The following is an 18732-nucleotide window of genomic DNA, read 5'->3' on the forward strand; positions in this document are numbered from 1 at the left end:
GCGCCCCGACGCCGACCCCAGTCACCCCACTGGGGTGGGCTTGCGCGAGTAGAATGCGAGGCAACAGGGAGGCGGGGCAGTGTTCCGGTCGGTCGGCCAGTGCGGGCCCGTCCACCGCCGAGTTCGGCTCGGCACGGCGGCCGGGGCGATGGTGCTCGCCCTCGGCCTCCTGAGTTGTGGCCCGTCGCCCGTCACGCCCGCGGCCCCTTCTCCTGTGCCCACCTCCCAGCAACCCTCCGCTCCCGCCTCCCCGCTCCCCCCGACGCCGACTCTCTCCCCCTCCCAGGTGCCCACCAGCGACGGACCCGCGACGCACAGTCCCAGCACCGCCCGCCCGACGGTCACGCCCACCACGAGTTCGGCAGCTGCCTCCACCACGAAAGTCACGGCTTCCGCCGCCCCGTCGTCGACGCGCACCGAGACCACCGCCACGCCGTCGACCAGCACACCCCGCCCGACGCTGACAACCACTCCCCCGGCCCCCGCGACCCTCGTGCAGCTGTGGGCGGGGCAGGACATCGAGGTGTTCACCACTCAACGCAGGGTGGTGGCCCTCACCTTCGACGGCGGCGCCTCCGCGGACGCCGTGACGCCGATCCTGGCCACGCTGGCCGCCCACGGGGTACCCGCCACCTTCTTCGTCACGGGCCAGTTCGCGCGGGCCTACCCCGATGCCGTCCGGGCGATGGACCGCGCCGGCCATCCGGTGGGCAATCACAGTGACACGCACCCGTACTTCACGCGGATCACGAACGAGGAGATCCGCGCCCAGCTGACCGCCGCCGAACGGAGCATCTCCGCACTGACCGGCACCACCACCAAGCCCCTGTTCCGCTTCCCGTACGGCGATGTCGCCGACCTCGACATCCGGGTGGTCAACGGCGCCGGCTACATCCCGGTCCGATGGACCGTGGACACGTTGGGATGGAAGGGCACCAGCGGGGGCATCACCACCGCCGTCGTCCGCCAGCGGATCCTGGACCGGCTGCAGCCGGGTGCCGTCGTGCTGATGCACGTGGGCGCCCACCCGGAGGACGGCTCCACGCTGGACTCGGACGCCCTCCCAGGCATCATCAGCGATCTACACGCCCGCGGATACGGCTTCGCCACCCTGCCGGACCTCCTCGACGACGCCCCCTGAACTCATCCGAAGAACCCCTGCATCAGGCTGGCGATGATCGGCACGACGCCCACGGCCATGAACGCTGGGAGGAAGCAGGCCATCAATGGGACGACAGACCGCACACCAACGGTGCGGGCCCGCTTGGCGGCCCTGTCCCGCATCCCCTGCCGCGCGTCCTCGGCGTGGTCGGTCAGGATCCCCACCAGCGACGTCCCTGACCGTTCGGCCCGCATGATGTCCATGGCAGGGCGCCCCCAGACGGGATGTCCGCGGAGCGGCTGCCAGGCGTCCGGCCCCGCCCTCCCCAACGCCAGCTCCGCCCCGACGCGCTCGAGGAGCCGACGCGTGGTGGGCGGCGACACCCCCGCCACGTCCGCCACCGCGCGGGAGGTGGGGAGGCCGACGCGCAGACAGACCGAGAGGAAGTCCAGGGCATCGGGGAGTTCGTCCGCCGCAACGGCCCAATCCGGCCTCGGCGCGGCGAAACCCAGGCCCCAGAAGGTAAGGCCGCCGAGCAGTGCCCCGGCACTCAGGCCCGGTCCGACATCCAGAATGAGCAGGCTCACCAGCAGGACCCCGGCCCCCACGGCCGCACGCTGCCGCGCCGACGGTGCCCCTGGCCGCGCTGCCGCCAGCCTCACGGGGACACCAAGGGGGGCGCTGAGCGATGCGAGGCGCTCCGACGGCGAGGCGAGGACCAGCCACGACGCGATGGCGGCCGCGAGCGCGGCGAGGACGAGGGTGCTCATCATCTGTCGCTCCGCCGGGTCTGGGCTCCCCCACGTGGGCCTGGCCGAGCCAGCGCCTCCACCCAGAGCACTCCCGCGGCAGTGAGCAGCACGCCTGCCACCGTCAACAGCTGCCCCAACGGCTCGGTCAGGAGGAACTCCGGCGTGTTGACGCCGGCCACCAGCCCCAGCCCGACCGCGAGCAGCGGTAGCGCCGCCATGATGTGGCCGCTCGTCCGCGCAGCCGCAAGTTCGGTCTCCACGACCGCCTCGACCTGGCGCTGCCTGCGCAGGGTCTCAGCCACCCCTGAGAGGACGCCGGCGATGGGGGCCCCCGTCCGCTCGCTGAGCCGCCACGCGGCCGCGACCGGACGCATCCCGCTCAGGCCCGGGCGGGATGCGGCCCGGTCCAGCTCACGGGCGACGTCCGCGCCCAGCCTGGCCGCCGAAGCCGCCGACGCCAGCACGGGGAAGTCCGTGGCGGCCTCCGCCAAAGCCTGGTGCGGGATGTTGCCCGCCCGCAGCAACGACGCAAGGGCGCGGGCCGCCTGGGCGCAGTCCTCCGCCGCCGATGCTTCGCGGCGTCGACGACGTCTGCCCGCGATCACCCACGCCACCGTGCCCGCCGCCACCCCCACGCACACGACCCACCCCGTGACTCTGACGCCCCACACGCCCGCGACGACCACCGGCAGCAGGAGCGCGAGCACGGTCCACCCCACGGACGGATGCCCGCGCCGCCTGACCCGCGACGGGATCAACCGGGATTCGGCGCCGGCCGGCGGTGGCCCCATCATCATGGCGGCGGCGAGCGCGGCGGTGAGGACGGCCGGGATCATCCCCCCACCGCCTCCAGAAGCAGATCGGCCCCCGCGCCGAAGGTGAGGCCCCCGTCGGTGAGAGTGGCGGCGGGCAGGATCTCCACCATCGCGTCCGCCCCGCGAAGAAAGACACCCACCTGCGCCACCCTCCTGCGTCCGCTGCTCTCCCGGGTCACGTGGATGACCACCTTGAGCGCCGACGCAACCTGCGCGTGGCACGCCTCCCTGCTCATCCCGCCGAGCGCCGCGAGGGCCTCGAGCCGTGCCGGGATGTCCGCGACCGAGTTGGCGTGCACCGTCCCACAGCCGCCCTCGTGACCGGTGTTCAGGGCGGTGAGCAGGTCCGTCAACTCCGCGCCGCGCACCTCACCCAGCACCACCCGGTCCGGCCTCATGCGCAGCGCCTGGCGCACAAGCATGGTCAGAGTGATGGCCCCTGCCCCCTCGGCGTTTGCCGGCCTGGCCTCCAGCCGCACACAGTGCGGATGATCGGGGATGAGCTCCCGGGCATCCTCCACGAGCACGATCCGCTCCGTTGCCGGCACCTGCGCCAGCATGGCGGCCAGGAGCGTGGTCTTGCCTGTGCCGGTACCACCCGAGATGAGAAACGGCACCCGCCTGCGGACCACGTCCCGGAGTAGCTGGGCCCCCGCCTCCGGCAGCGAGCCGGCCGCCACGAGGTCCGCCAGGGAGAAGGTCCTGGCCGCCGGGACCCGCAGCGACAGGCAGGTCCCTGGGGCGGACACCGGGGCGAGGACGGCGTGGAGCCGTACCCCTCCAGGCAGCCGTCCGTCGACGAAGGGTGCCGCGTCGTCCAGCCGCCGCCCCGCCGCTGCAGCCAGGCGGATGGCGAGACGCCGCACCTGCTCGTCGTCCACGAAGGCCAGGTCAGCCCGCTCGAGCCCGGATCCGCGATCCACGAACACGTCACGGGGGCCGTTGACCACCACGTCGGAGACCCCGGGGTGGCGCAGCAGCTCGTCGAGCGGTCCGGCGCCCACGCTGTTGCGACGAAGGTCCGCAAGAACCTCGTGCACGGCGGCATCCGTGACCGCGACCCCCATGGAGCGGAGCGCGGAGGCCACGTCCACGGGGGCGTACGGCCGGCCCAGAGCCGCCAGGTGGACCTGCACCTGGTCCAGGTCCACGTCAACCACGGGTGAGTTCCCTGAGGACGGCCGCCACCTGGGCGGCGTAACGCCGGGCCGGCCCGCCCACAGGATGCAGGCCCAGTTCGGCGAGGCGCGGGAGGGCGCGATGCTGATCGATGCGGCCGAGGCTGCGCGCCACGAGAGTGCGGCAGATCACCTGCTCGGGCAGGGTGCGACCGGGGCCGTGCCGTACCACGATGGCGCTTGGCGTGACCCCCCGCGTCTCGCCCAACATCCTGGCCGCGGCCACGGAGCGGACGTCTGCCCCCACCACCAGGACCGTGTGATCCACGGGAAGGGGCGCGGGGTCACGGCCGCAGTCCAGCACCACGAGACGGTGGGAGCGCGCCAGGGCGGACACCACCGCGGAGACGGAACCCGGCGACGGGGGTCCCGGATCCTGGCGGGACTGCGCCAGGAGTGCCATACCCGCCACCGCCGGCAGACGCGCCGCCACCTCGCCCAGTTCCCCGTGCGCACCGGCCAGGTCCGCCCAGCGGACGCCCTCCACGGCCTCCGCGCCGACGGCGAGGTCCAGCCCGCCGCTGCTCGCCGCCAGGTCCACCACCGCAGATCCCATGGCCTGGCGCGCACCGGTGAGGCCGAGTGCCAGGGCCAACGTGCTGACGCCCAGGCCTCCCGTGGCGCCGACCAACGCCACCGTCGACCCTCGCTGACGTTCCGCTGTTCGGGCCCGGGCCAGGACAGCGGCCAACCGGCCGCCGGTGTCCGGGAGCGGCAGCACCGGCAGCTCCAGCTCCGCGGAACAGCGGGCCAGCTCAGCCGGCGACGTGCCCACCAGGTAGGCCCTCCCCGCGGGCGCCGACGACCACCTGGCCGCGACCTCGGTGGAGACGAGCCGCAGCCCGGCCGCCGCCCAGTGCGCCCCCACGGAGTCCGCGTCCCGCGCCACCTGGACGGGAAGCTCCAGGGCGGCCGCCGTCACCTCGACGGCCTCGATCACCGACGGATCCTTGGCACACAGCAGCACACGCACGGGCGTCTCCATGACACCTTGATCGCACGGGATCGCCGCCGTTTCCCAGGTGTGCTGCGCGCTGTGGAGAACCCGTGGCGGGCGGGGTCCGGTTACCCTTGACTCGATCTACCCCGGAAGGACCCCATGAGCCGTACCACCCTCCCCACCGAGGCCTTGGACTGGTTGGCGGTGTGGCACGGTGTGCGCGCTCTGGCGCTCAACCCCGAACCGCACCTCGCGCGGCGGCTGACGGATGCCGGCCACTCACTCTTCGCCCTCACCGACGACGTGGCCCGCGTGCGCCGCCTGCACGCCATCCGCAACGTCACTCCGATACTGGCGCGCCCCGAGGCCATTCCCATGGACCCGTGCGCCGTCGAGGTGGCATTCGTCCACCAGGGCCTGCACCACTACGACCTGGGGCAGGCGCTCGCCCAGATCGCCCGCGTCCTGCGGCCGGGCGGCTGCCTGAGCGCCTCCTACCTGGTCCGCGACGACTCGGTCCCGTGGGTGCGTCGGCTGGCCGCGCTGCTGCGTCGGTTCGACCCGATGGCCATGAAGGGCGACTACGGGCATCACAGCCTGGCCGAGCTGGGTGCCAGCAAGTACTTCCCGGAGGTCGAGGAGCGCGCCTTCCGGGTATGGCAGACCGTCACGCGGGATGACCTCCAGAGCCTGGTGCGGGCCCAACCGCTGGCCGCCAACCTCGACGAGACTCAGCTCGCGCAGCTCCTGCGCCAGGTGGCCGAGCTCTACGACGGGGCGGTGCGTCCGAGTGAGAGCCTGAGGCTCCCGTTCCAGCTGCTGTGTGCGCGCGCCTGGGTCAGCCACGAGGAGCTGACCGCCCCCGTCGTCCTGCCCGACAACGCCCTGGCGATCCAGCTGTAGCCCCTGGTAAGTCCGATCGCCACCCCAGGCGGCGCGTGCTGCCACTAGGCTGGCGAGTGCCGAAAGGAGCACCATGCGTATTGAGCCCAGCCACCCCCTGACAGACATCAAGGACGCCGTCTCGGACTTCGTCGCCCGCGAGTCGGAGCTGGCGGCGGCCGAACTCAAGCCCGCCGCCAAGGCCGCGGGCTTCGGTGCCGGTCTCTTCGCCGGTGCCGCGCTGTTCGCGTTCCACGCCATCTGGATGCTCGTCATCCTCATCGCACTGGCCGTGGGGCTGCTGCTCTACGCCGTCACACCCCTGGGTCCGTGGTCCTCGTTCACGCTCGGTTTCCTCGCCAGCGTCCTCATCTCACTCATCATCGCCGGGGTGCTGGCCGTCCTGGGGCGCAACAAGTTCCGGCAGGTCAGGAAGCCCGAGGCCACGATCCTCGAGGCCAAGGCCACGCTGGACGCCGTCGTCGCGGCCATCGCCTCGCGCACCCAGGGCAGCGAGGTCGTCATCAGGCCCGCTGACCTTCCGAAGTTCCGCGACGCGGACCGCGAGAGCAACCTCGGGCGACCATAGGCGCGCCGCCTGGTTCGCGAGCCGCCCCCGACATGGCAGGCTTGGGCCCATGACCAAGTGGGAATACTTCGTGGCCCCGATCCTGTCGCACGTGGCGCAGCAGATCCTCAACAACTTCGGCTCGGAGGGCTGGGAACTCATCCAGCTGGCCCCGGGCCCCAACCCCGACACCCTCGTCGGCTACTTCAAGCGCCCCGCCAGCGGCGCATGACGGCTCCCTCAATCCGCCTGACCGAGCTGGGCATCGACCTGCCACCCGTCGCCACGCCCGTGGCGGCGTATGTCCCGGCCACCCGCGTGGGCGATCAGATCTGGACCTCCGGGCAGCTGCCCAGCGTCGCAGGGGAGCTCCCCCTCACCGGCAAGCTGGGCGCGGGCGTCACAGCTGAGGAGGGCGCCGCGGCAGCGCGCGTCGCAGCACTCAATGCGCTGGCCGCCGCCGCGGCGCTGGCGGGCGGCGTGGACCAGATCCGACGCGTGGTCAAGGTTGTGGTCTATGTGGCGAGCGAGCCGGCGTTCAGCGGGCAACCCGCCGTCGCGAACGGTGCCTCCACCCTGTTCGGCGAGGTGTTCGGCGAAGCCGGCGCCCACGTCCGCTCGGCGGTGGGCGTCTCGGTACTGCCCTTGGACGCGCCCGTCGAGGTCGAGCTCATCGTCGAGGTCTGATGGAGCGGCCGGCCGACGTCCACCGGGCCCTCGCAGAGGCTTATCCCGACGCGCGGTGCGAGCTGGACTTCGACACGCCGTTCGAACTGCTCGTGGCAACGGTCCTGTCCGCCCAGTCCACGGACCGGCGCGTCAACTCGGTCACGCCCGCGCTTTTCGGCCGGTACCCCACCCCCGCAGCGCTCGCGGAGGCGGACCGCGCGACGGTCGAGTCCCTCATCGGGCCGGTGGGTTTCTTCCGCAACAAGACCACCGCCATCATCGGCCTCGCCCGGAGGATCGTCGACGAGTTCGACGGGCGCGTCCCGGGCACCCTTGAGGAATTGGTGACGCTTCCCGGGGTGGGCCGGAAGACGGCCAACGTGGTGCTCGGCAACGCCTTCGGGGTGCCCGGGGTCACGCCCGACACGCACCTCATCAGGGTGTCGGGACGGCTCGGGTGGAGCGCGAGCACCAGGCCCGACGACGTGGAGCGCGACGTCGGGGCCCTGTTTCCGCCTGACGAGTGGGTGATGCTCTGCCACCGTGTGATCTGGCACGGGCGCCGCTGCTGCCACGCGCGGCGTCCCGCGTGCGGAGCCTGTCCAGTCCGTGACCTGTGCCCCAGCCGTACCCTCGGCGAACAGGATCCAGCCATCGCCGCCGGCCTCATCCGCGAGCCGCGCGGGTAATCTCGTTCCGGTGACCTCCCTGCTGCTCCGTGCGACGCTCGCCGCGACACTCGCGCTGGCCGCCTGCTCCCCTGCGGTCACCGCCCCCACACCGGATCCCGTCGCCACCCCCGCGGCGCCGGCGGACCTGGCGGCCCTGCGGGTCCAGTTCGGCCTTCCCGACTGCCCGGCGACGGATCCGGACGCGCCGCAGTCCGCCGACGGACTGCCCCGGACCAGCCTGCAGTGTCTGGGCAGCGACACGACGGTGAACCTCGCGGGCCTGCCGCGCACCCCCACGATTCTCAACCTCTGGGCCCAGTGGTGTGGACCCTGCCGCGAGGAGGCTCCCTTCCTGCGCGAAGGAGTCACCAAGCTCGAGGGGGTCAGCTTCATCGGCGTCAACTACAACGACCCCAAACCGGACTGGGCGATCGAGTTCGCCGGGCTCGCCGGCTGGCTGTACCCCCACGTCGTGGACGAGGACAGGTCCCTTCAGGTGGACCTGCGGGTCCCGGGGCTGCCCACCACGTACTTCATCGACGCCGAGGGCCGGATCGCCGGGGTGCATGCCGGCCCCCTTGCCTCGACGCAGCAACTGGTGGACCTCACAGACGAGTATCTGGGTGCGGGATGAGGCACCCCGAGTCCTTCGAGCAGCTGTGCCGCGCCCTGGTGCACGGGCCGACGGCGCGCCACCTCCACCTCGACCGCACGCCGCGGGGTGAGCGGGCGGCCGCGGTCCTCATGCTGTTCTCCGACGACGCCGATCCCTCGCTCACCTTCGTGACGCGGGCCGAGACGATGCGTCGCCACGCCGGTCAGATCGCCTTGCCTGGGGGCGCCGTCGACCCGACGGACACCGACCGCCGCCACACGGCGCTCCGGGAGGCGGACGAGGAGATCGGACTGGCGGCCGAACACGTCTCAGTGCTGGGCGAACTCCCACCGCTCTGGGTGCCGGCCTCCCGCTACGACGTGACGACGGTGGTGGCGGTCTGGCCGGGTGGGCACCCCTTGGAGCCGCGCGACCCCGCGGAGACGGGCGCGGTGCACGCCTTCACCGTGGCGGAGCTGGCCTCCCCTGCTGTGCGCGTGACGGCTCGCCACCCGAGCGGCTTCGAAGGGCCGGCGTTCGTGATGGGTGCCCAGTTCATCTGGGGGCTGACCGCGCACCTGGTGGACTGGGTGCTGGATCTGGGTGGATGGGCGCAGCCATGGGACCGCGACCGGGTCTCCGGCATCCCGGCGCGCTACATGCGCGACTAGCGGTGATCCATGAGAGACGACACCGGCGCACGGCAAGCCGCGCGCCGGTGCAGTGGCGTGAGTTCTATCCGTGGCGGACGGGCAGAACGGTGATGGTGGCCTCAGCCGTGTCGTGAAAATCGACCAGGACGTCGTGCCACGAATCGATGTCCGGACGGGAGCGCAGGAGCGCCCGCCTTTCCCGCTCGGTCATGCCGCCCCAGACGCCCCATTCGATGCGGTTGTCCAGCGCCTCTGCCAGACATTCCGACCGGACCGGACATCCGACGCACACGGACCGTGCGCGCTTCTGATCCTTGCCCTCGGGGAATAGAGCGTCCGCCATGTCTCGGCACTTGGCGTGGAGCGTCCATTCGCTCACCTCGGCGAGTGACATGAGCTGCCCTCCTTTGCGCAGTTGCTGTCAATACCCTGACGCTAGCGCATCCCCGGCCCATCGCAACAGGGGTCCCACCGGTAAAGATGCAAGCCAGCCCGGCGAGCATGGCCTCCTGGGACCCGTCACGTAAACTGAGCAAATGAAGTCTGCCTCCCTCAGCCAGAAGGCGTACTCCGTCCTCATGTTCCTCGCCGTGAGCGTGCTCGCGGGCCTCCTGCTGTCGGGCCTGGCCGTGCCGTTCGCCGCGCTCGCCGGGGGTGGCGCCAAGATGGCGGCGGACTCGCTGGAGTTCCTTCCCGCGGACCTGGAGACCCCCCCGCAGTCAGAGCGCTCACGCGTGCTGATGGCGGACGGTCAGGTGCTGGCCACGTTCTTCAACGAGAACCGCGTCTATGTACCGCTGTCCGACATTGCCCCGGTGATGCAGGACGCCCAGATCGCCATCGAGGACCACCGGTTCTACGAGCACGGCGCCATCGACTTCCAGGGCTTCGGTCGCGCCTTCGTCAAGACCATGACGGGTGACACCCAAGGCGCCTCGACGCTCACCCAGCAGTACGTCAAGCTGGTGCGCGTCGAGTCGGCCGTGGCAGCCGGCGACAAGGAGGGGGTCAGCAAGGCCACCGAGGTGACCCTCGACCGTAAGATCATCGAGGCCCGCTACGCCATGGCGCTCGAGGAGCGGCTGACCAAGGACGAGATCCTGGAGCGCTACCTCAACATCGCCTACTACGGCGACGGGGCCTACGGCGTCGAGGCGGCAGCTCAGCACTACTGGGGCACCACGGCCAAGGCCCTCACGCTGGAGCAGGCGGCCATGCTGGCCGGTCTGGTGCAGAACCCCGTGGCCACGAACCCGGTGAAGAACCCGGACAAGGCCATCGCGCGGCGCAATGTGGTACTCAACCGGATGGCCGAACTCGGCATCATCAGCGAGGACCGGGCTGCCGAGGCCAAGGCGGTCGCGTTCGATCCCGCCACCGTCACCCGCACGCCCAACGGCTGCACGTCGTCGCCGTACCCCTTCCTGTGCGACTACGTCCGCCTCACGCTGCTCAGCGACGCGATGCCGAGCATGGGGGCGACGCTGGAGGAGCGCGAGAACCTGCTCAACCGGGGCGGTCTGACCATCAACACCCTGATCGACCCCGCGGCGCAGGCGTCGGCCGAGGCCGCGGTGGCGGACCTGATCGCCCCCACCGATCCCGTGCTGGCCGGAGCAGCCCTGATCCAGCCCAGCACCGGCCTGATCGTCGCCCTGGCGCAGTCCCGCCCGGACATGGGCACGGACCCGGGCGAGACCTACTACAACTACAACGTGGAACGCGCGATGGGCGGCGCCGAGGGATACCAGGCCGGCTCCACCTTCAAGACGTTCACGATCGCGGCAGCCCTGGACCTCGGGATGACGCCGGAGCGCTCCTACACCGCGCCGGCCGAGCTCCCCCTGGAGGGGATGACGTTCAAGAACTGTTCCGGCCCGTTCGTGTTCAAGCAGGACCACAGCGTCCGCAACTACGACCGCGGCTACGGCAAGATCGACATGATCAGCGCCGCGGAGGACTCGGTCAACACCTACTTCATGCAGTTGGAGGCCGACGCGGGCATCTGCGCGTCGATCGACATAGCCAAAGCGGCGGGCGTGAAGATGTCCACCGGCCAGGATCTGCGGGTCAACCAGAACTACCCCACGTTCGTGCTCGGCACATCCGAGGTCACCCCCCTGTCCATGGCGGAGGCGTACGCCACGTTCGCCAACCGCGGCATCCACTGCACGCCCATCATCCTGAAGTCGGTCACGACGAAGGACGGGGCGGACCTGGCCGTGCCGTCTGCCGACTGCACGCAGGTGATCCGGCCTGAGATCGCCGACGGCGTCAACTACATCCTGCAGAGCGTCGTCAAGCAGGGCACGGGCTACCCGGCCCGCCTCCGCGACGGGCGCCCCCAAGCCGGGAAGACGGGCACGATCACCGATAACCAGGCCGTCTGGTTCGCGGGCTACACGCCGGAGATGGCTGGGGCTGCGTGGATCGCCATCGACAAGACCAACCCCTGGTACGAGACCAAGCGCAAGACCCTCAAGAACGTGCGCCTTCCCAGCGGCACGTACCTCCGGGGCACTGGCGGCGGCGACGCCGGACTCATCTGGAACGCCGCCATGTCGTCGGCTCTGGCGGGCAAACCGGAGACGGCGTTCACGGCGCCGTCCAAGGAAGTGCTCGAGGGCGTGAAGGTGCCGCTGCCGGACGTGTCCGGCATGGGTTACAACGAGGCTGAGCGCACGCTGGAGGCCGCCGGCTTCCAGACCGAGCGCTGGGGGATCTACTCCAGCCGCCCCCGTGGCACGTTCCTGGGAATCTCGCCTGAGGGCTCCGCCGTGAAATTCTCGACGGTGCGGCTCAAGGTGTCCGTCGGGCCGAAGCCCAAGCCCAAACCTGAGCCCTCTCCCGAGCCTTCTCCGACGCCCGCGACACCGGCGCCAGCCGCCACGCCCACCCCTGCGGCCACGCAGGACCCGCCCGGTAAATCGGACCGATGACGCGCCCGGTGCTGCGTGCACTCGGCGCCACCGCGGCCCTGGGCGCGGCCGGTTTCGGGTGGGGGCTGATCGAGGCGGCGCTGTTCACCGTCCGCCGGGTGGACCTGGACATCCTGCCCCCTGGGGGCAGATCGATCAGGATCCTGCACGTCTCCGACGTCCACCTCACCACGAGCCAGCACTTCAAGCTGGATTTCGTACGGTCGATGGCGGCCCTCGAGCCGGATCTCGTGGTCAACACCGGCGACAACATCGCCCAGGCCGAGGCGATCTTCCCCCTGCTCGCCGCGTGGAACAAGCTCCGGCTGGTGCCGGGCGTGTTTGTGTTCGGCTCCAACGACTACTACTCTCCGCACTTCCGCAATCCGCTGCGCTACCTCGTGCACGGCAAGTCGGAGTCAGAGGGCCGGTCGCGCCCCACCCTGCCTTGGGAGAAGCTGCGTGACGGCATGACCAGGCACGGCTGGGTAGATCTCACCCACCGTCGCGCCGCACTGGAGGTCAACGGCTACCGCCTCGCGTTCCGGGGCGTCGACGACGCCCACCTCGGCCGCGACGACTACGCTGCCGTGGCGGGACCGCCGGACCCGGAGGCCCACCTCAACATCGGCGTCACGCACGCGCCCTACCTGCGGCTCCTGGACGCGATGACCGCCGACGGCATGGACCTGATCTTCGCGGGCCACACCCACGGCGGCCAGGTGACCGTCCCCGGCTACGGCGCGCTGGTGACCAACTGCGACCTCGACCCCGCGCGGGTCAAGGGCCTGTCCACCCACACCGCCGGCGGTCGCACCGCCCACCTCCACGTGTCGGCGGGCGTGGGCACCTCCCCGTACGCCCCCTACCGGTTCGCCTGCAGGCCGGAGGTCACCCTCCTGACGCTCCGTCCGGTTTCGCGGTGACGACGCCGATGGGCTAGTATCTCGGTTGGCCCTCTGGGCCATCGGGGTGTGGCGCAGCTTGGTAGCGCGCGTTGTTCGGGACGACGAGGCCGCAGGTTCAAATCCTGTCACCCCGACGCAGGTCGAGAGAAATGGGCAAGCGCCCACAGCTCTCGACTTTTTGTTGCCCATGGTCTCGGCGCTTGTCCATTTCCGAGGCCAAGGAGGGGGTTGGAGGGACGAAGTCCCGGAACACCCCGACGCAGGTCGAGAGAAATGGGCAAGCGCCCACAGCTCTCGACTTTTTGTTGCCCATGGTCTCGGCGCTTGTCCATTTCCGAGGCCAAGGAGGGGGTTGGAGGGACGAAGTCCCGGAACACCCCGACGCAGGTCGAGAGAAATGGGCAAGCGCCCACAGCTCTCGACTTTTTGTTGCCCATGGTCTCGGCGCTTGTCCATTTCCGAGGCCAAGGAGGGGGTTGGAGGGACGAAGTCCCGGAACACCCCGACGCAGGTCGAGAGAAATGGGCAAGCGCCCACAGCTCTCGGTCTTTTCGTCTTTACGGTCAACGGTGAGCTCGCGTCCGTCTGGGCGCGGGATCCTGCCGCGGCGCCCCTCTCCGCCCCGACGCCCCGCCCGGCCCCGCCGGGCCTAAGCTGGTGGACACCTCACGGACGGAGCCGACGATGACCTGGACGCCCCTGCGCACCACTCACTACATCGATGGGCGTTTCAGCACCGACCAGCCCACCCTCGTCGTGGAGAACCCGGCAACCGGCGAGGCACTGGCCACGGTGGCCGATGCCGGGCCCGAGGTGGCGATGGCCTGCCTGGACGCCGCCGTCGACGCCGCCGCCGGCTGGGCCGCCACCGAGCCACGGTTCCGCGGAGAGCTGCTGCGCGCAGCCTGGGAGCGGATCCTGGAGCGCGCGGACGAGTTCGCCGAGACCATGACCCGGGAGATGGGCAAGCCCTTCGCCGAGGCGCGAGGCGAGGTCACGTACGGCGCCGAGTTCCTGCGCTGGTTCGCCGAGGAGACCCCCCGGATCCACGGGCGCTACACCGTCGCGCCCGTCGGCGGGCAGCGGCTGCTCACCACGAAGCAACCAGTCGGGCCGGTCCTCGCGATCACGCCGTGGAACTTCCCGTTGGCCATGGCCACGCGCAAGCTGGGGCCGGCCCTGGCCGCCGGCTGCACCGCGGTCCTCAAGCCCGCCCAGCTGACGCCGCTCACCTCGCTGCTGCTCATGGACGTCTTCGACGAGGTGGGCGTCCCCGCGGGCGTGGTGAACTGCTTCGTGTCGTCGTCGGCCTCCGCGACAACAGGTCCCCTGATCGCCGACCGACGGCTGCGCAAGCTCACCTTCACCGGCTCGACATCCGTCGGAGTCACGCTGCTCGAGCAGGCCTCCGCCAACGTGCTCAAGACCTCCATGGAGCTGGGCGGCAACGCCCCGTTCCTGGTCCTGCCCAGCGCGGACGTGGACCGCGCCGTCGAGGGGGCGTTGGTGGCGAAGATGCGTAACATCGGGCAGGCCTGCACGGCTGCCAACCGGCTGATCGTGCACCGCAGCCTCGTCGAGGAGTTCACCGAGAAGCTCGCCGCGCGCGTGGGCGCGATGAAGGTGGGTGACGGCATGGCCGAGGGAGTCGAGGTGGGACCGCTGGTGTCCGCGTCGGCGCTGGACGACGTCGAGGCGATGGTTCGTGAGGCCGTGGCCGACGGGGCCCGCGTGGTCGTCGGCGGCTCGCGGGGCGAGGGCCCGGGCCACTTCATGCAGCCCACCGTCCTGGCCGACGTGGACCCGTCGTCGCGCTGTTTCCGCCAGGAGATCTTCGGGCCCGTCGCCCCCATCGTGGCCGTGGACTCGGTCGACGAGGCGGTCGCGCTGGCCAACGACACCGACTACGGGCTCATGAGCTACGTCTTCGCCGAGGACCTCACGGAGGCCATCACGACGGCCGAGCGACTGGAGTCCGGCATGGTGGGGCTCAATTCCGGGCTGGTGTCCAACCCGGCCGCCCCGTTCGGCGGTGTGAAGAGTTCCGGCCTGGGGCGCGAAGGTGGCCCCGAGGGGATCGAGGAGTTCCTCGAGATCAAGTACATCGGGATGTCGCTGGGGTAGCGCCGGGGTGGCCCGGCGGGTCAGTAGTCGGCCGCCCGTCCGGTGTCATCAAGGCAGCGGAGCCCGGGCACTCCGGCCGGCACGTCGTTCTGGGCCAGGTCCCGGCACGGGATCGCGTCCTGGAACGCCACGATGTACTGCCACCGTCGCTCCGTGATGCCCCAGATGGTGAGGCTGTCACCGCATGTGGTCTCCTCGTCACCGAAGACGAACCCGTCGCGGTGCACCGCCCTGACATCCACCCGCGAGGTGACGCACCCCGTCTCGTCGGCATAGCCCAACCGCACAGCCAGGAAGTCCCGGAACGAGGCAGGCAGCTCCGCGTGCTCTCGCGCCTCCTCGGGTGTGGTGACCGCTGCCCCGACCTCCGCCCACGGACCGCCCTCCGGTGAGGGCTGCGGCACCGGGGTCAGAGCCGTGGTGGGGGCCAGTTCGAGTGACGGCTCCGGCTGGGGATCGGGAGCCTCCGACTCCGCCGGGAGCGGCGAGCTTGACGACGGACCCACCGAGGCCGTGGCCGGCGGCGGCGCCGATGGCGCGGGGGCGACGTCCGCAGCGGCCCCGCAGGACCCCAGCGTCAGCGCGACGGCCAGCACGCCACCTGTCAGCATCACATTCCGCACGGCACCGACGCTACCAGGGGTCCACGCGTCCACCCGAAGTTGGCACGGGCACCCGGGGCGGCGGGCTACCGTGGAGGCGGACAGCGCTCAAGGACGACGCGGCTGTCCGAGGCAAGTGTCGCACCGAGGAGACCCATGTCAACCGCTACCGAGATCCGCCAGATGACCCGAACCGACCTCCCCTCCACGGGCATGGCCCCGTCGCACCCGAGGCTGCTCGCATGGCTCGACGAGGTCGTCGCGTTGTGCAGGCCGGACGCCGTCCACTACTGCGACGGCTCGGATGTCGAGTACGACGCGCTGGTGCGCGAACTCGAGGCCAAGGGCACGATCATCCGGCTCAACGACACGCTGAAGCCCCACTCAATCCTGGCGCGCACCGACCCCGACGACGTGGCCCGGGTGGAGGACCAGACGTTCATCTGCTCCAAGGACGAGCGCAACGCCGGGCCCACGAACAACTGGATGGACCCGGACCAGATGAAGCGGGTGATGACGCCCCTGTTCGACGGGTGCATGTCCGGCCGGACCATGTACGTGATGCCGTTCTGCATGGGCAGCCTGGATGCCGACGACCCGAAGTACGGCGTCGAGGTGTCCGACTCCGCCTACGTCGCCCTGTCGATGAAGATCATGACGCGCATGGGCGCCGAGACCCTGGCCAGGATGGAGGAGACCGACGCGGACTTCGTGCCGGCGCTGCACTCCGTCGGGATGCCGCTGGCCGAGGGCCAGGAGGACGTGCCGTGGCCGTGCAACGAGAGCAAGTACATCGTCCACTTCACCGACGAGCGCGTCATCTGGTCCTACGGGTCCGGCTACGGCGGCAACTCGCTGCTGGGCAAGAAGTGCTACGCGCTGCGGATCGCCTCCGTCATGGCCCGCGATGAGGGCTGGCTGGCCGAGCACATGCTGATCCTCAAGCTGATCTCCCCCGAGGGGCGTCAGTACCACGTGGCGGCGGCGTTCCCGTCGGCCTGCGGGAAGACCAACCTGGCGATGCTGGAGCCCACGATCCCGGGCTGGACCGTCGAGACCCTGGGCGACGACATCGCCTGGCTGCGCTTCGGAGCGGACGGCCGCCTGTACGCCACCAATCCGGAGACGGGATTCTTCGGTGTGGCGCCGGGCACCAGCTACGAGACCAATCCCAACGCCATGCGCTCGATCGAGGCGGGCAACACGATCTTCACCAACGTCGCCCTGACTCCCGACGGCGACGTGTGGTGGGAGGGCATGACACCCCAGAAGCCGGAGTCGCTCATCGACTGGAAGGGCCGCGAGTGGCGGGGCGCCACCGGCCCCGTGGGCGGCCGGCCCGACGAGAAGGCCGCGCATCCCAACAGCCGGTTCTGCACCCCGATCGACCAGTGCCCCATCCTGTCGGAGGACTACTACTCGCCGCACGGGGTCCCCCTGGACGCGATCATCTTCGGCGGCCGGCGGGAGAACACCATCCCGTTGGTGATGCAGTCGAGGACCTGGCAGCACGGCGTGTTCATGGGCGCCACGTGCTCGTCGGAGACGACGGCCGCAGCCTCCGGCGCCGTCGGGGTGCTGCGCCGGGATCCCATGGCCATGCTCCCGTTCATCGGCTACCACGTGGCTGACTACGTGCAGCACTGGATCAACATCGGCAGGACCGCCCAGGCGGACAAGCTGCCGAAGATCTTCTACGTCAACTGGTTCCGCCGCGACGCCGACGGCCGCTTCATGTGGCCCGGTTTCGGCGAGAATTCCCGCGTGCTCAAGTGGATCGCGCAGCGCGTCGACGGGCTGGCCGACGCGGTGGAGACGCCCATCGGGTTCGTGCCGGCTGAGGGCAGCCTCGACGTGGAGGGGCTGGACATCGACGCCCGCGATCTCAGCGACGTGGTGTCCTTCAAGGACAACGAATGGCGCGACGAGGTGCCTCGCATCGGGCGCTGGTTCGACACCTTCGGATGGCGGCTCCCGCGCGAAATCGTCGACGAGCTGCGCACGCTGGAGCGGGCGCTCGGCCGGTCGTCGACGGATACCTGACCCCTGGCGTCAGTCCACGCGTCCCAGGATCAGCCCGGGGAGCTCGGGGACCTCGTCGGCATAGTCGACGGCGCCCTCCAGCGCGTCGAGTGCTCGGTCGAAGCGCTCGGGAGTGGCCGTGTGGAGGGTGAACAGCGGCTGTCCGGCAGTCACCGCGTCGCCCGGCTTGGCGTGCATCTCGACCCCAGCCACGGCCTGGACGTCGTCCTCCTTCCTGGCTCGCCCGGCACCGAGGCGCCACGCGGCCACCCCGACGGCGAAGGCGTCCATCCTGGTGAGGTACCCGGCGCGGCCGGCCGTCACGGTGTGCTGATGGGTCGCCACCGGCAGCGACGCGTCAGGGTCTCCGCCCTGGGCGGCGATCATCCGGCGCCACACGTCCATCGCCCGACCGTCCTGCAGCGCCGGTGCCGGGTCCACGCCCGGCCGTCCGGCTGCGGTCAGCATCTCCCTGGCCAGCGCCACCGTCAACTCGACCACATCGGCTGGACCACCCCCGGCGAGGACCTCGACGGACTCGCGCACCTCGAGCGCGTTGCCTGCGGTGAGCCCCAGTGGCGTGTCCATGCCCGTGAGCAGCGCGACGGTGGTGACGCCGGCGTCCTTGCCCAGGTCCACCATGGTGCGGGCGAGCTCCTCGGCCTGGTCGAACGACTTCATGAACGCGCCGGAGCCCACCTTGACGTCGAGGACCAGCGCCCCCGTGCCCTCGGCGATCTTCTTGCTCATGATGGAACTCGCGATCAGCGGGATGGCCTCGACGGTGCCCGTGGTGTCGCGGAGGGCGTAGAGCTTCTTGTCCGCGGGGGCCAGGCCGGAGCCCGCCGCGCAGATGACCGCGCCGACGTCCTCGAGCTGACGGAAGATCTCCTCGTTGGTCAATGCCGCGCGCCACCCGGGGATGGCCTCGAGCTTGTCCAGCGTGCCGCCGGTGTGGCCAAGGCCACGCCCCGACAGCTGCGGGACCGCCACGTCGAACACCGCGACGAGGGGGGCCAGCGGGAGGGTGATCTTGTCCCCCACGCCGCCCGTGGAGTGCTTGTCCGCCGTCGGCCTGCTGAGCGTGGAGAAGTCCATCCGCTCCCCGGAGGCGATCATCGCGGCGGTCCAGCGGGCGATCTCGTCGCGATCCATGCCCTTGAGGAGGATGGCCATGGCCAGCGCCGACATCTGATAGTCGGCCACCCGGCCCGTGGTGTAGGCGTCGACCACCCAGTCGATCTCGTCCGGGCTCAGCCTGCCCCCGTCGCGCTTGGTGCGAATGAGGTCAACCACGTCCATGCTCATGCTCCCAGGCTAGTGGTCATCCCCG

19 protein-coding genes and 1 tRNA gene are annotated in these 18732 nt (G+C 70.8%); 13 read left to right on the forward strand and 7 right to left on the reverse strand.

The annotated features are described in order from the left end of the window. The first annotated feature begins 286 nt into the window (after window positions 1–286). Window positions 287–1141 (forward strand): polysaccharide deacetylase family protein, encoded by an 855-nt coding sequence (locus tag ACZK5N_RS08115; RefSeq protein WP_463624790.1) that lies wholly within the window; start codon window positions 287–289, stop codon window positions 1139–1141. Window positions 1142–1143: 2 nt separating this feature from the next. On the opposite strand, the gene ACZK5N_RS08120 is transcribed toward ACZK5N_RS08115, so the two are convergent. Genes ACZK5N_RS08120 through ssd form a run of 4 tightly spaced genes read right to left on the reverse strand, consistent with a single transcriptional unit; the run spans window position 1144 to window position 4832 of the window. Continuing rightward, on the reverse strand, window positions 1144–1875 hold the full coding sequence (locus ACZK5N_RS08120; protein WP_463624791.1) for a type II secretion system F family protein: 732 nt from the start codon (window positions 1873–1875) through the stop codon (window positions 1144–1146). After that, window positions 1872–2690 (reverse strand): type II secretion system F family protein, encoded by an 819-nt coding sequence (locus tag ACZK5N_RS08125; RefSeq protein ID WP_459017612.1) that lies wholly within the window; start codon window positions 2688–2690, stop codon window positions 1872–1874. The genes ACZK5N_RS08120 and ACZK5N_RS08125 overlap by 4 nt, the downstream gene beginning before the upstream one ends. Further along, complete coding sequence (locus tag ACZK5N_RS08130; RefSeq protein ID WP_463624792.1) at window positions 2687–3829, reverse strand: TadA family conjugal transfer-associated ATPase; 1143 nt, start codon at window positions 3827–3829, stop codon at window positions 2687–2689. The genes ACZK5N_RS08125 and ACZK5N_RS08130 overlap by 4 nt, the downstream gene beginning before the upstream one ends. Continuing rightward, the gene (gene ssd, locus ACZK5N_RS08135; protein WP_463624793.1) at window positions 3822–4832 is read right to left on the reverse strand and encodes a septum site-determining protein Ssd; all 1011 of its coding nucleotides are present in this window, start codon (window positions 4830–4832) and stop codon (window positions 3822–3824) included. Before ssd ends, ACZK5N_RS08130 begins: the two co-directional genes overlap by 8 nt. A gap of 114 nt (window positions 4833–4946) precedes the next feature. Between ssd and ACZK5N_RS08140 the strand changes: the two genes are divergently transcribed. The 7 genes from ACZK5N_RS08140 to ACZK5N_RS08170 all read left to right on the forward strand — a co-directional run bounded on the left by ACZK5N_RS08140 (window position 4947) and on the right by ACZK5N_RS08170 (window position 8843). Beyond that, window positions 4947–5690: a class I SAM-dependent methyltransferase gene (locus ACZK5N_RS08140; RefSeq protein ID WP_463624794.1), complete on the forward strand. Its 744-nt coding sequence runs from the start codon at window positions 4947–4949 to the stop codon at window positions 5688–5690. Window positions 5691–5763: 73 nt separating this feature from the next. Beyond that, complete coding sequence (locus ACZK5N_RS08145; RefSeq protein ID WP_463624795.1) at window positions 5764–6258, forward strand: phage holin family protein; 495 nt, start codon at window positions 5764–5766, stop codon at window positions 6256–6258. Window positions 6259–6307: 49 nt separating this feature from the next. Continuing rightward, window positions 6308–6469: a Sp36 family protein gene (gene sp36, locus ACZK5N_RS08150; RefSeq protein ID WP_459017617.1), complete on the forward strand. Its 162-nt coding sequence runs from the start codon at window positions 6308–6310 to the stop codon at window positions 6467–6469. Continuing rightward, window positions 6466–6924, forward strand: coding sequence for a RidA family protein (locus tag ACZK5N_RS08155; protein WP_463624796.1), 459 nt, complete (start codon window positions 6466–6468; stop codon window positions 6922–6924). Before sp36 ends, ACZK5N_RS08155 begins: the two co-directional genes overlap by 4 nt. Further along, window positions 6924–7595, forward strand: coding sequence for an endonuclease III (nth, locus tag ACZK5N_RS08160; RefSeq protein WP_463624797.1), 672 nt, complete (start codon window positions 6924–6926; stop codon window positions 7593–7595). Before ACZK5N_RS08155 ends, nth begins: the two co-directional genes overlap by 1 nt. A 10-nt stretch (window positions 7596–7605) precedes the next feature. Then, complete coding sequence (locus ACZK5N_RS08165) at window positions 7606–8211, forward strand: TlpA family protein disulfide reductase (protein WP_463624798.1); 606 nt, start codon at window positions 7606–7608, stop codon at window positions 8209–8211. After that, window positions 8208–8843 (forward strand): NUDIX hydrolase, encoded by a 636-nt coding sequence (locus ACZK5N_RS08170; RefSeq protein WP_459017621.1) that lies wholly within the window; start codon window positions 8208–8210, stop codon window positions 8841–8843. Before ACZK5N_RS08165 ends, ACZK5N_RS08170 begins: the two co-directional genes overlap by 4 nt. Window positions 8844–8907: 64 nt before the next feature. Here the strand turns inward: ACZK5N_RS08170 and ACZK5N_RS08175 are convergent, their stop codons facing one another. Further along, on the reverse strand, window positions 8908–9219 hold the full coding sequence (locus tag ACZK5N_RS08175; protein ID WP_459017622.1) for a WhiB family transcriptional regulator: 312 nt from the start codon (window positions 9217–9219) through the stop codon (window positions 8908–8910). A 142-nt stretch (window positions 9220–9361) separates the two neighbouring features. Here ACZK5N_RS08175 and ACZK5N_RS08180 point away from each other — a divergent pair, with 142 nt between their 5' ends. The 4 genes from ACZK5N_RS08180 to ACZK5N_RS08195 all read left to right on the forward strand — a co-directional run bounded on the left by ACZK5N_RS08180 (window position 9362) and on the right by ACZK5N_RS08195 (window position 14775). Then, on the forward strand, window positions 9362–11764 hold the full coding sequence (locus ACZK5N_RS08180; RefSeq protein WP_459017623.1) for a transglycosylase domain-containing protein: 2403 nt from the start codon (window positions 9362–9364) through the stop codon (window positions 11762–11764). Then, on the forward strand, window positions 11761–12669 hold the full coding sequence (locus ACZK5N_RS08185) for a metallophosphoesterase (RefSeq protein WP_459017624.1): 909 nt from the start codon (window positions 11761–11763) through the stop codon (window positions 12667–12669). The genes ACZK5N_RS08180 and ACZK5N_RS08185 overlap by 4 nt, the downstream gene beginning before the upstream one ends. Before the next feature lie 42 nt (window positions 12670–12711). Further along, window positions 12712–12785 (forward strand) — tRNA-Pro (locus tag ACZK5N_RS08190). 550 nt (window positions 12786–13335) lie between these two features. Beyond that, complete coding sequence (locus tag ACZK5N_RS08195; RefSeq protein WP_459017625.1) at window positions 13336–14775, forward strand: NAD-dependent succinate-semialdehyde dehydrogenase; 1440 nt, start codon at window positions 13336–13338, stop codon at window positions 14773–14775. A 20-nt stretch (window positions 14776–14795) separates the two neighbouring features. On the opposite strand, the gene ACZK5N_RS08200 is transcribed toward ACZK5N_RS08195, so the two are convergent. Next, window positions 14796–15398 (reverse strand): hypothetical protein, encoded by a 603-nt coding sequence (locus tag ACZK5N_RS08200; protein WP_459017626.1) that lies wholly within the window; start codon window positions 15396–15398, stop codon window positions 14796–14798. Window positions 15399–15533: 135 nt separating this feature from the next. On the opposite strand from ACZK5N_RS08200, the gene ACZK5N_RS08205 reads away from it, so the two are divergent. After that, window positions 15534–17420, forward strand: a complete 1887-nt coding sequence (locus ACZK5N_RS08205) for a phosphoenolpyruvate carboxykinase (GTP) (RefSeq protein ID WP_459017627.1) — start codon at window positions 15534–15536, stop codon at window positions 17418–17420. Window positions 17421–17429: 9 nt separating this feature from the next. Here the strand turns inward: ACZK5N_RS08205 and ACZK5N_RS08210 are convergent, their stop codons facing one another. Beyond that, entirely contained in the window at window positions 17430–18707 is a 1278-nt protein-coding gene (locus ACZK5N_RS08210; RefSeq protein ID WP_459017628.1) for a thymidine phosphorylase, read from the reverse strand. Window positions 18708–18732 lie beyond the last annotated feature (25 nt).

The sequence above is a fragment of the Tessaracoccus pujii genome (assembly GCF_055326215.1).

What these genes read in the sequence shown, in the direction of transcription:
- ACZK5N_RS08195 (WP_459017625.1), top strand. Translation starts at nt 13,336, where the DNA reads ATGACCTGGACGCCCCTGCGCACCACTCACTACATCGATGGGCGTTTC.
- ACZK5N_RS08120 (WP_463624791.1), bottom strand. Translation starts at nt 1,875, where the DNA reads ATGATGAGCACCCTCGTCCTCGCCGCGCTCGCGGCCGCCATCGCGTCG.
- ACZK5N_RS08175 (WP_459017622.1), bottom strand. Translation starts at nt 9,219, where the DNA reads ATGTCACTCGCCGAGGTGAGCGAATGGACGCTCCACGCCAAGTGCCGA.
- ACZK5N_RS08125 (WP_459017612.1), bottom strand. Translation starts at nt 2,690, where the DNA reads ATGATCCCGGCCGTCCTCACCGCCGCGCTCGCCGCCGCCATGATGATG.
- ACZK5N_RS08185 (WP_459017624.1), top strand. Translation starts at nt 11,761, where the DNA reads ATGACGCGCCCGGTGCTGCGTGCACTCGGCGCCACCGCGGCCCTGGGC.
- ACZK5N_RS08170 (WP_459017621.1), top strand. Translation starts at nt 8,208, where the DNA reads ATGAGGCACCCCGAGTCCTTCGAGCAGCTGTGCCGCGCCCTGGTGCAC.
- ssd (WP_463624793.1), bottom strand. Translation starts at nt 4,832, where the DNA reads ATGGAGACGCCCGTGCGTGTGCTGCTGTGTGCCAAGGATCCGTCGGTG.
- ACZK5N_RS08140 (WP_463624794.1), top strand. Translation starts at nt 4,947, where the DNA reads ATGAGCCGTACCACCCTCCCCACCGAGGCCTTGGACTGGTTGGCGGTG.
- nth (WP_463624797.1), top strand. Translation starts at nt 6,924, where the DNA reads ATGGAGCGGCCGGCCGACGTCCACCGGGCCCTCGCAGAGGCTTATCCC.
- ACZK5N_RS08145 (WP_463624795.1), top strand. Translation starts at nt 5,764, where the DNA reads ATGCGTATTGAGCCCAGCCACCCCCTGACAGACATCAAGGACGCCGTC.
- ACZK5N_RS08210 (WP_459017628.1), bottom strand. Translation starts at nt 18,707, where the DNA reads ATGAGCATGGACGTGGTTGACCTCATTCGCACCAAGCGCGACGGGGGC.
- ACZK5N_RS08155 (WP_463624796.1), top strand. Translation starts at nt 6,466, where the DNA reads ATGACGGCTCCCTCAATCCGCCTGACCGAGCTGGGCATCGACCTGCCA.
- ACZK5N_RS08205 (WP_459017627.1), top strand. Translation starts at nt 15,534, where the DNA reads ATGTCAACCGCTACCGAGATCCGCCAGATGACCCGAACCGACCTCCCC.
- ACZK5N_RS08180 (WP_459017623.1), top strand. Translation starts at nt 9,362, where the DNA reads ATGAAGTCTGCCTCCCTCAGCCAGAAGGCGTACTCCGTCCTCATGTTC.
- sp36 (WP_459017617.1), top strand. Translation starts at nt 6,308, where the DNA reads ATGACCAAGTGGGAATACTTCGTGGCCCCGATCCTGTCGCACGTGGCG.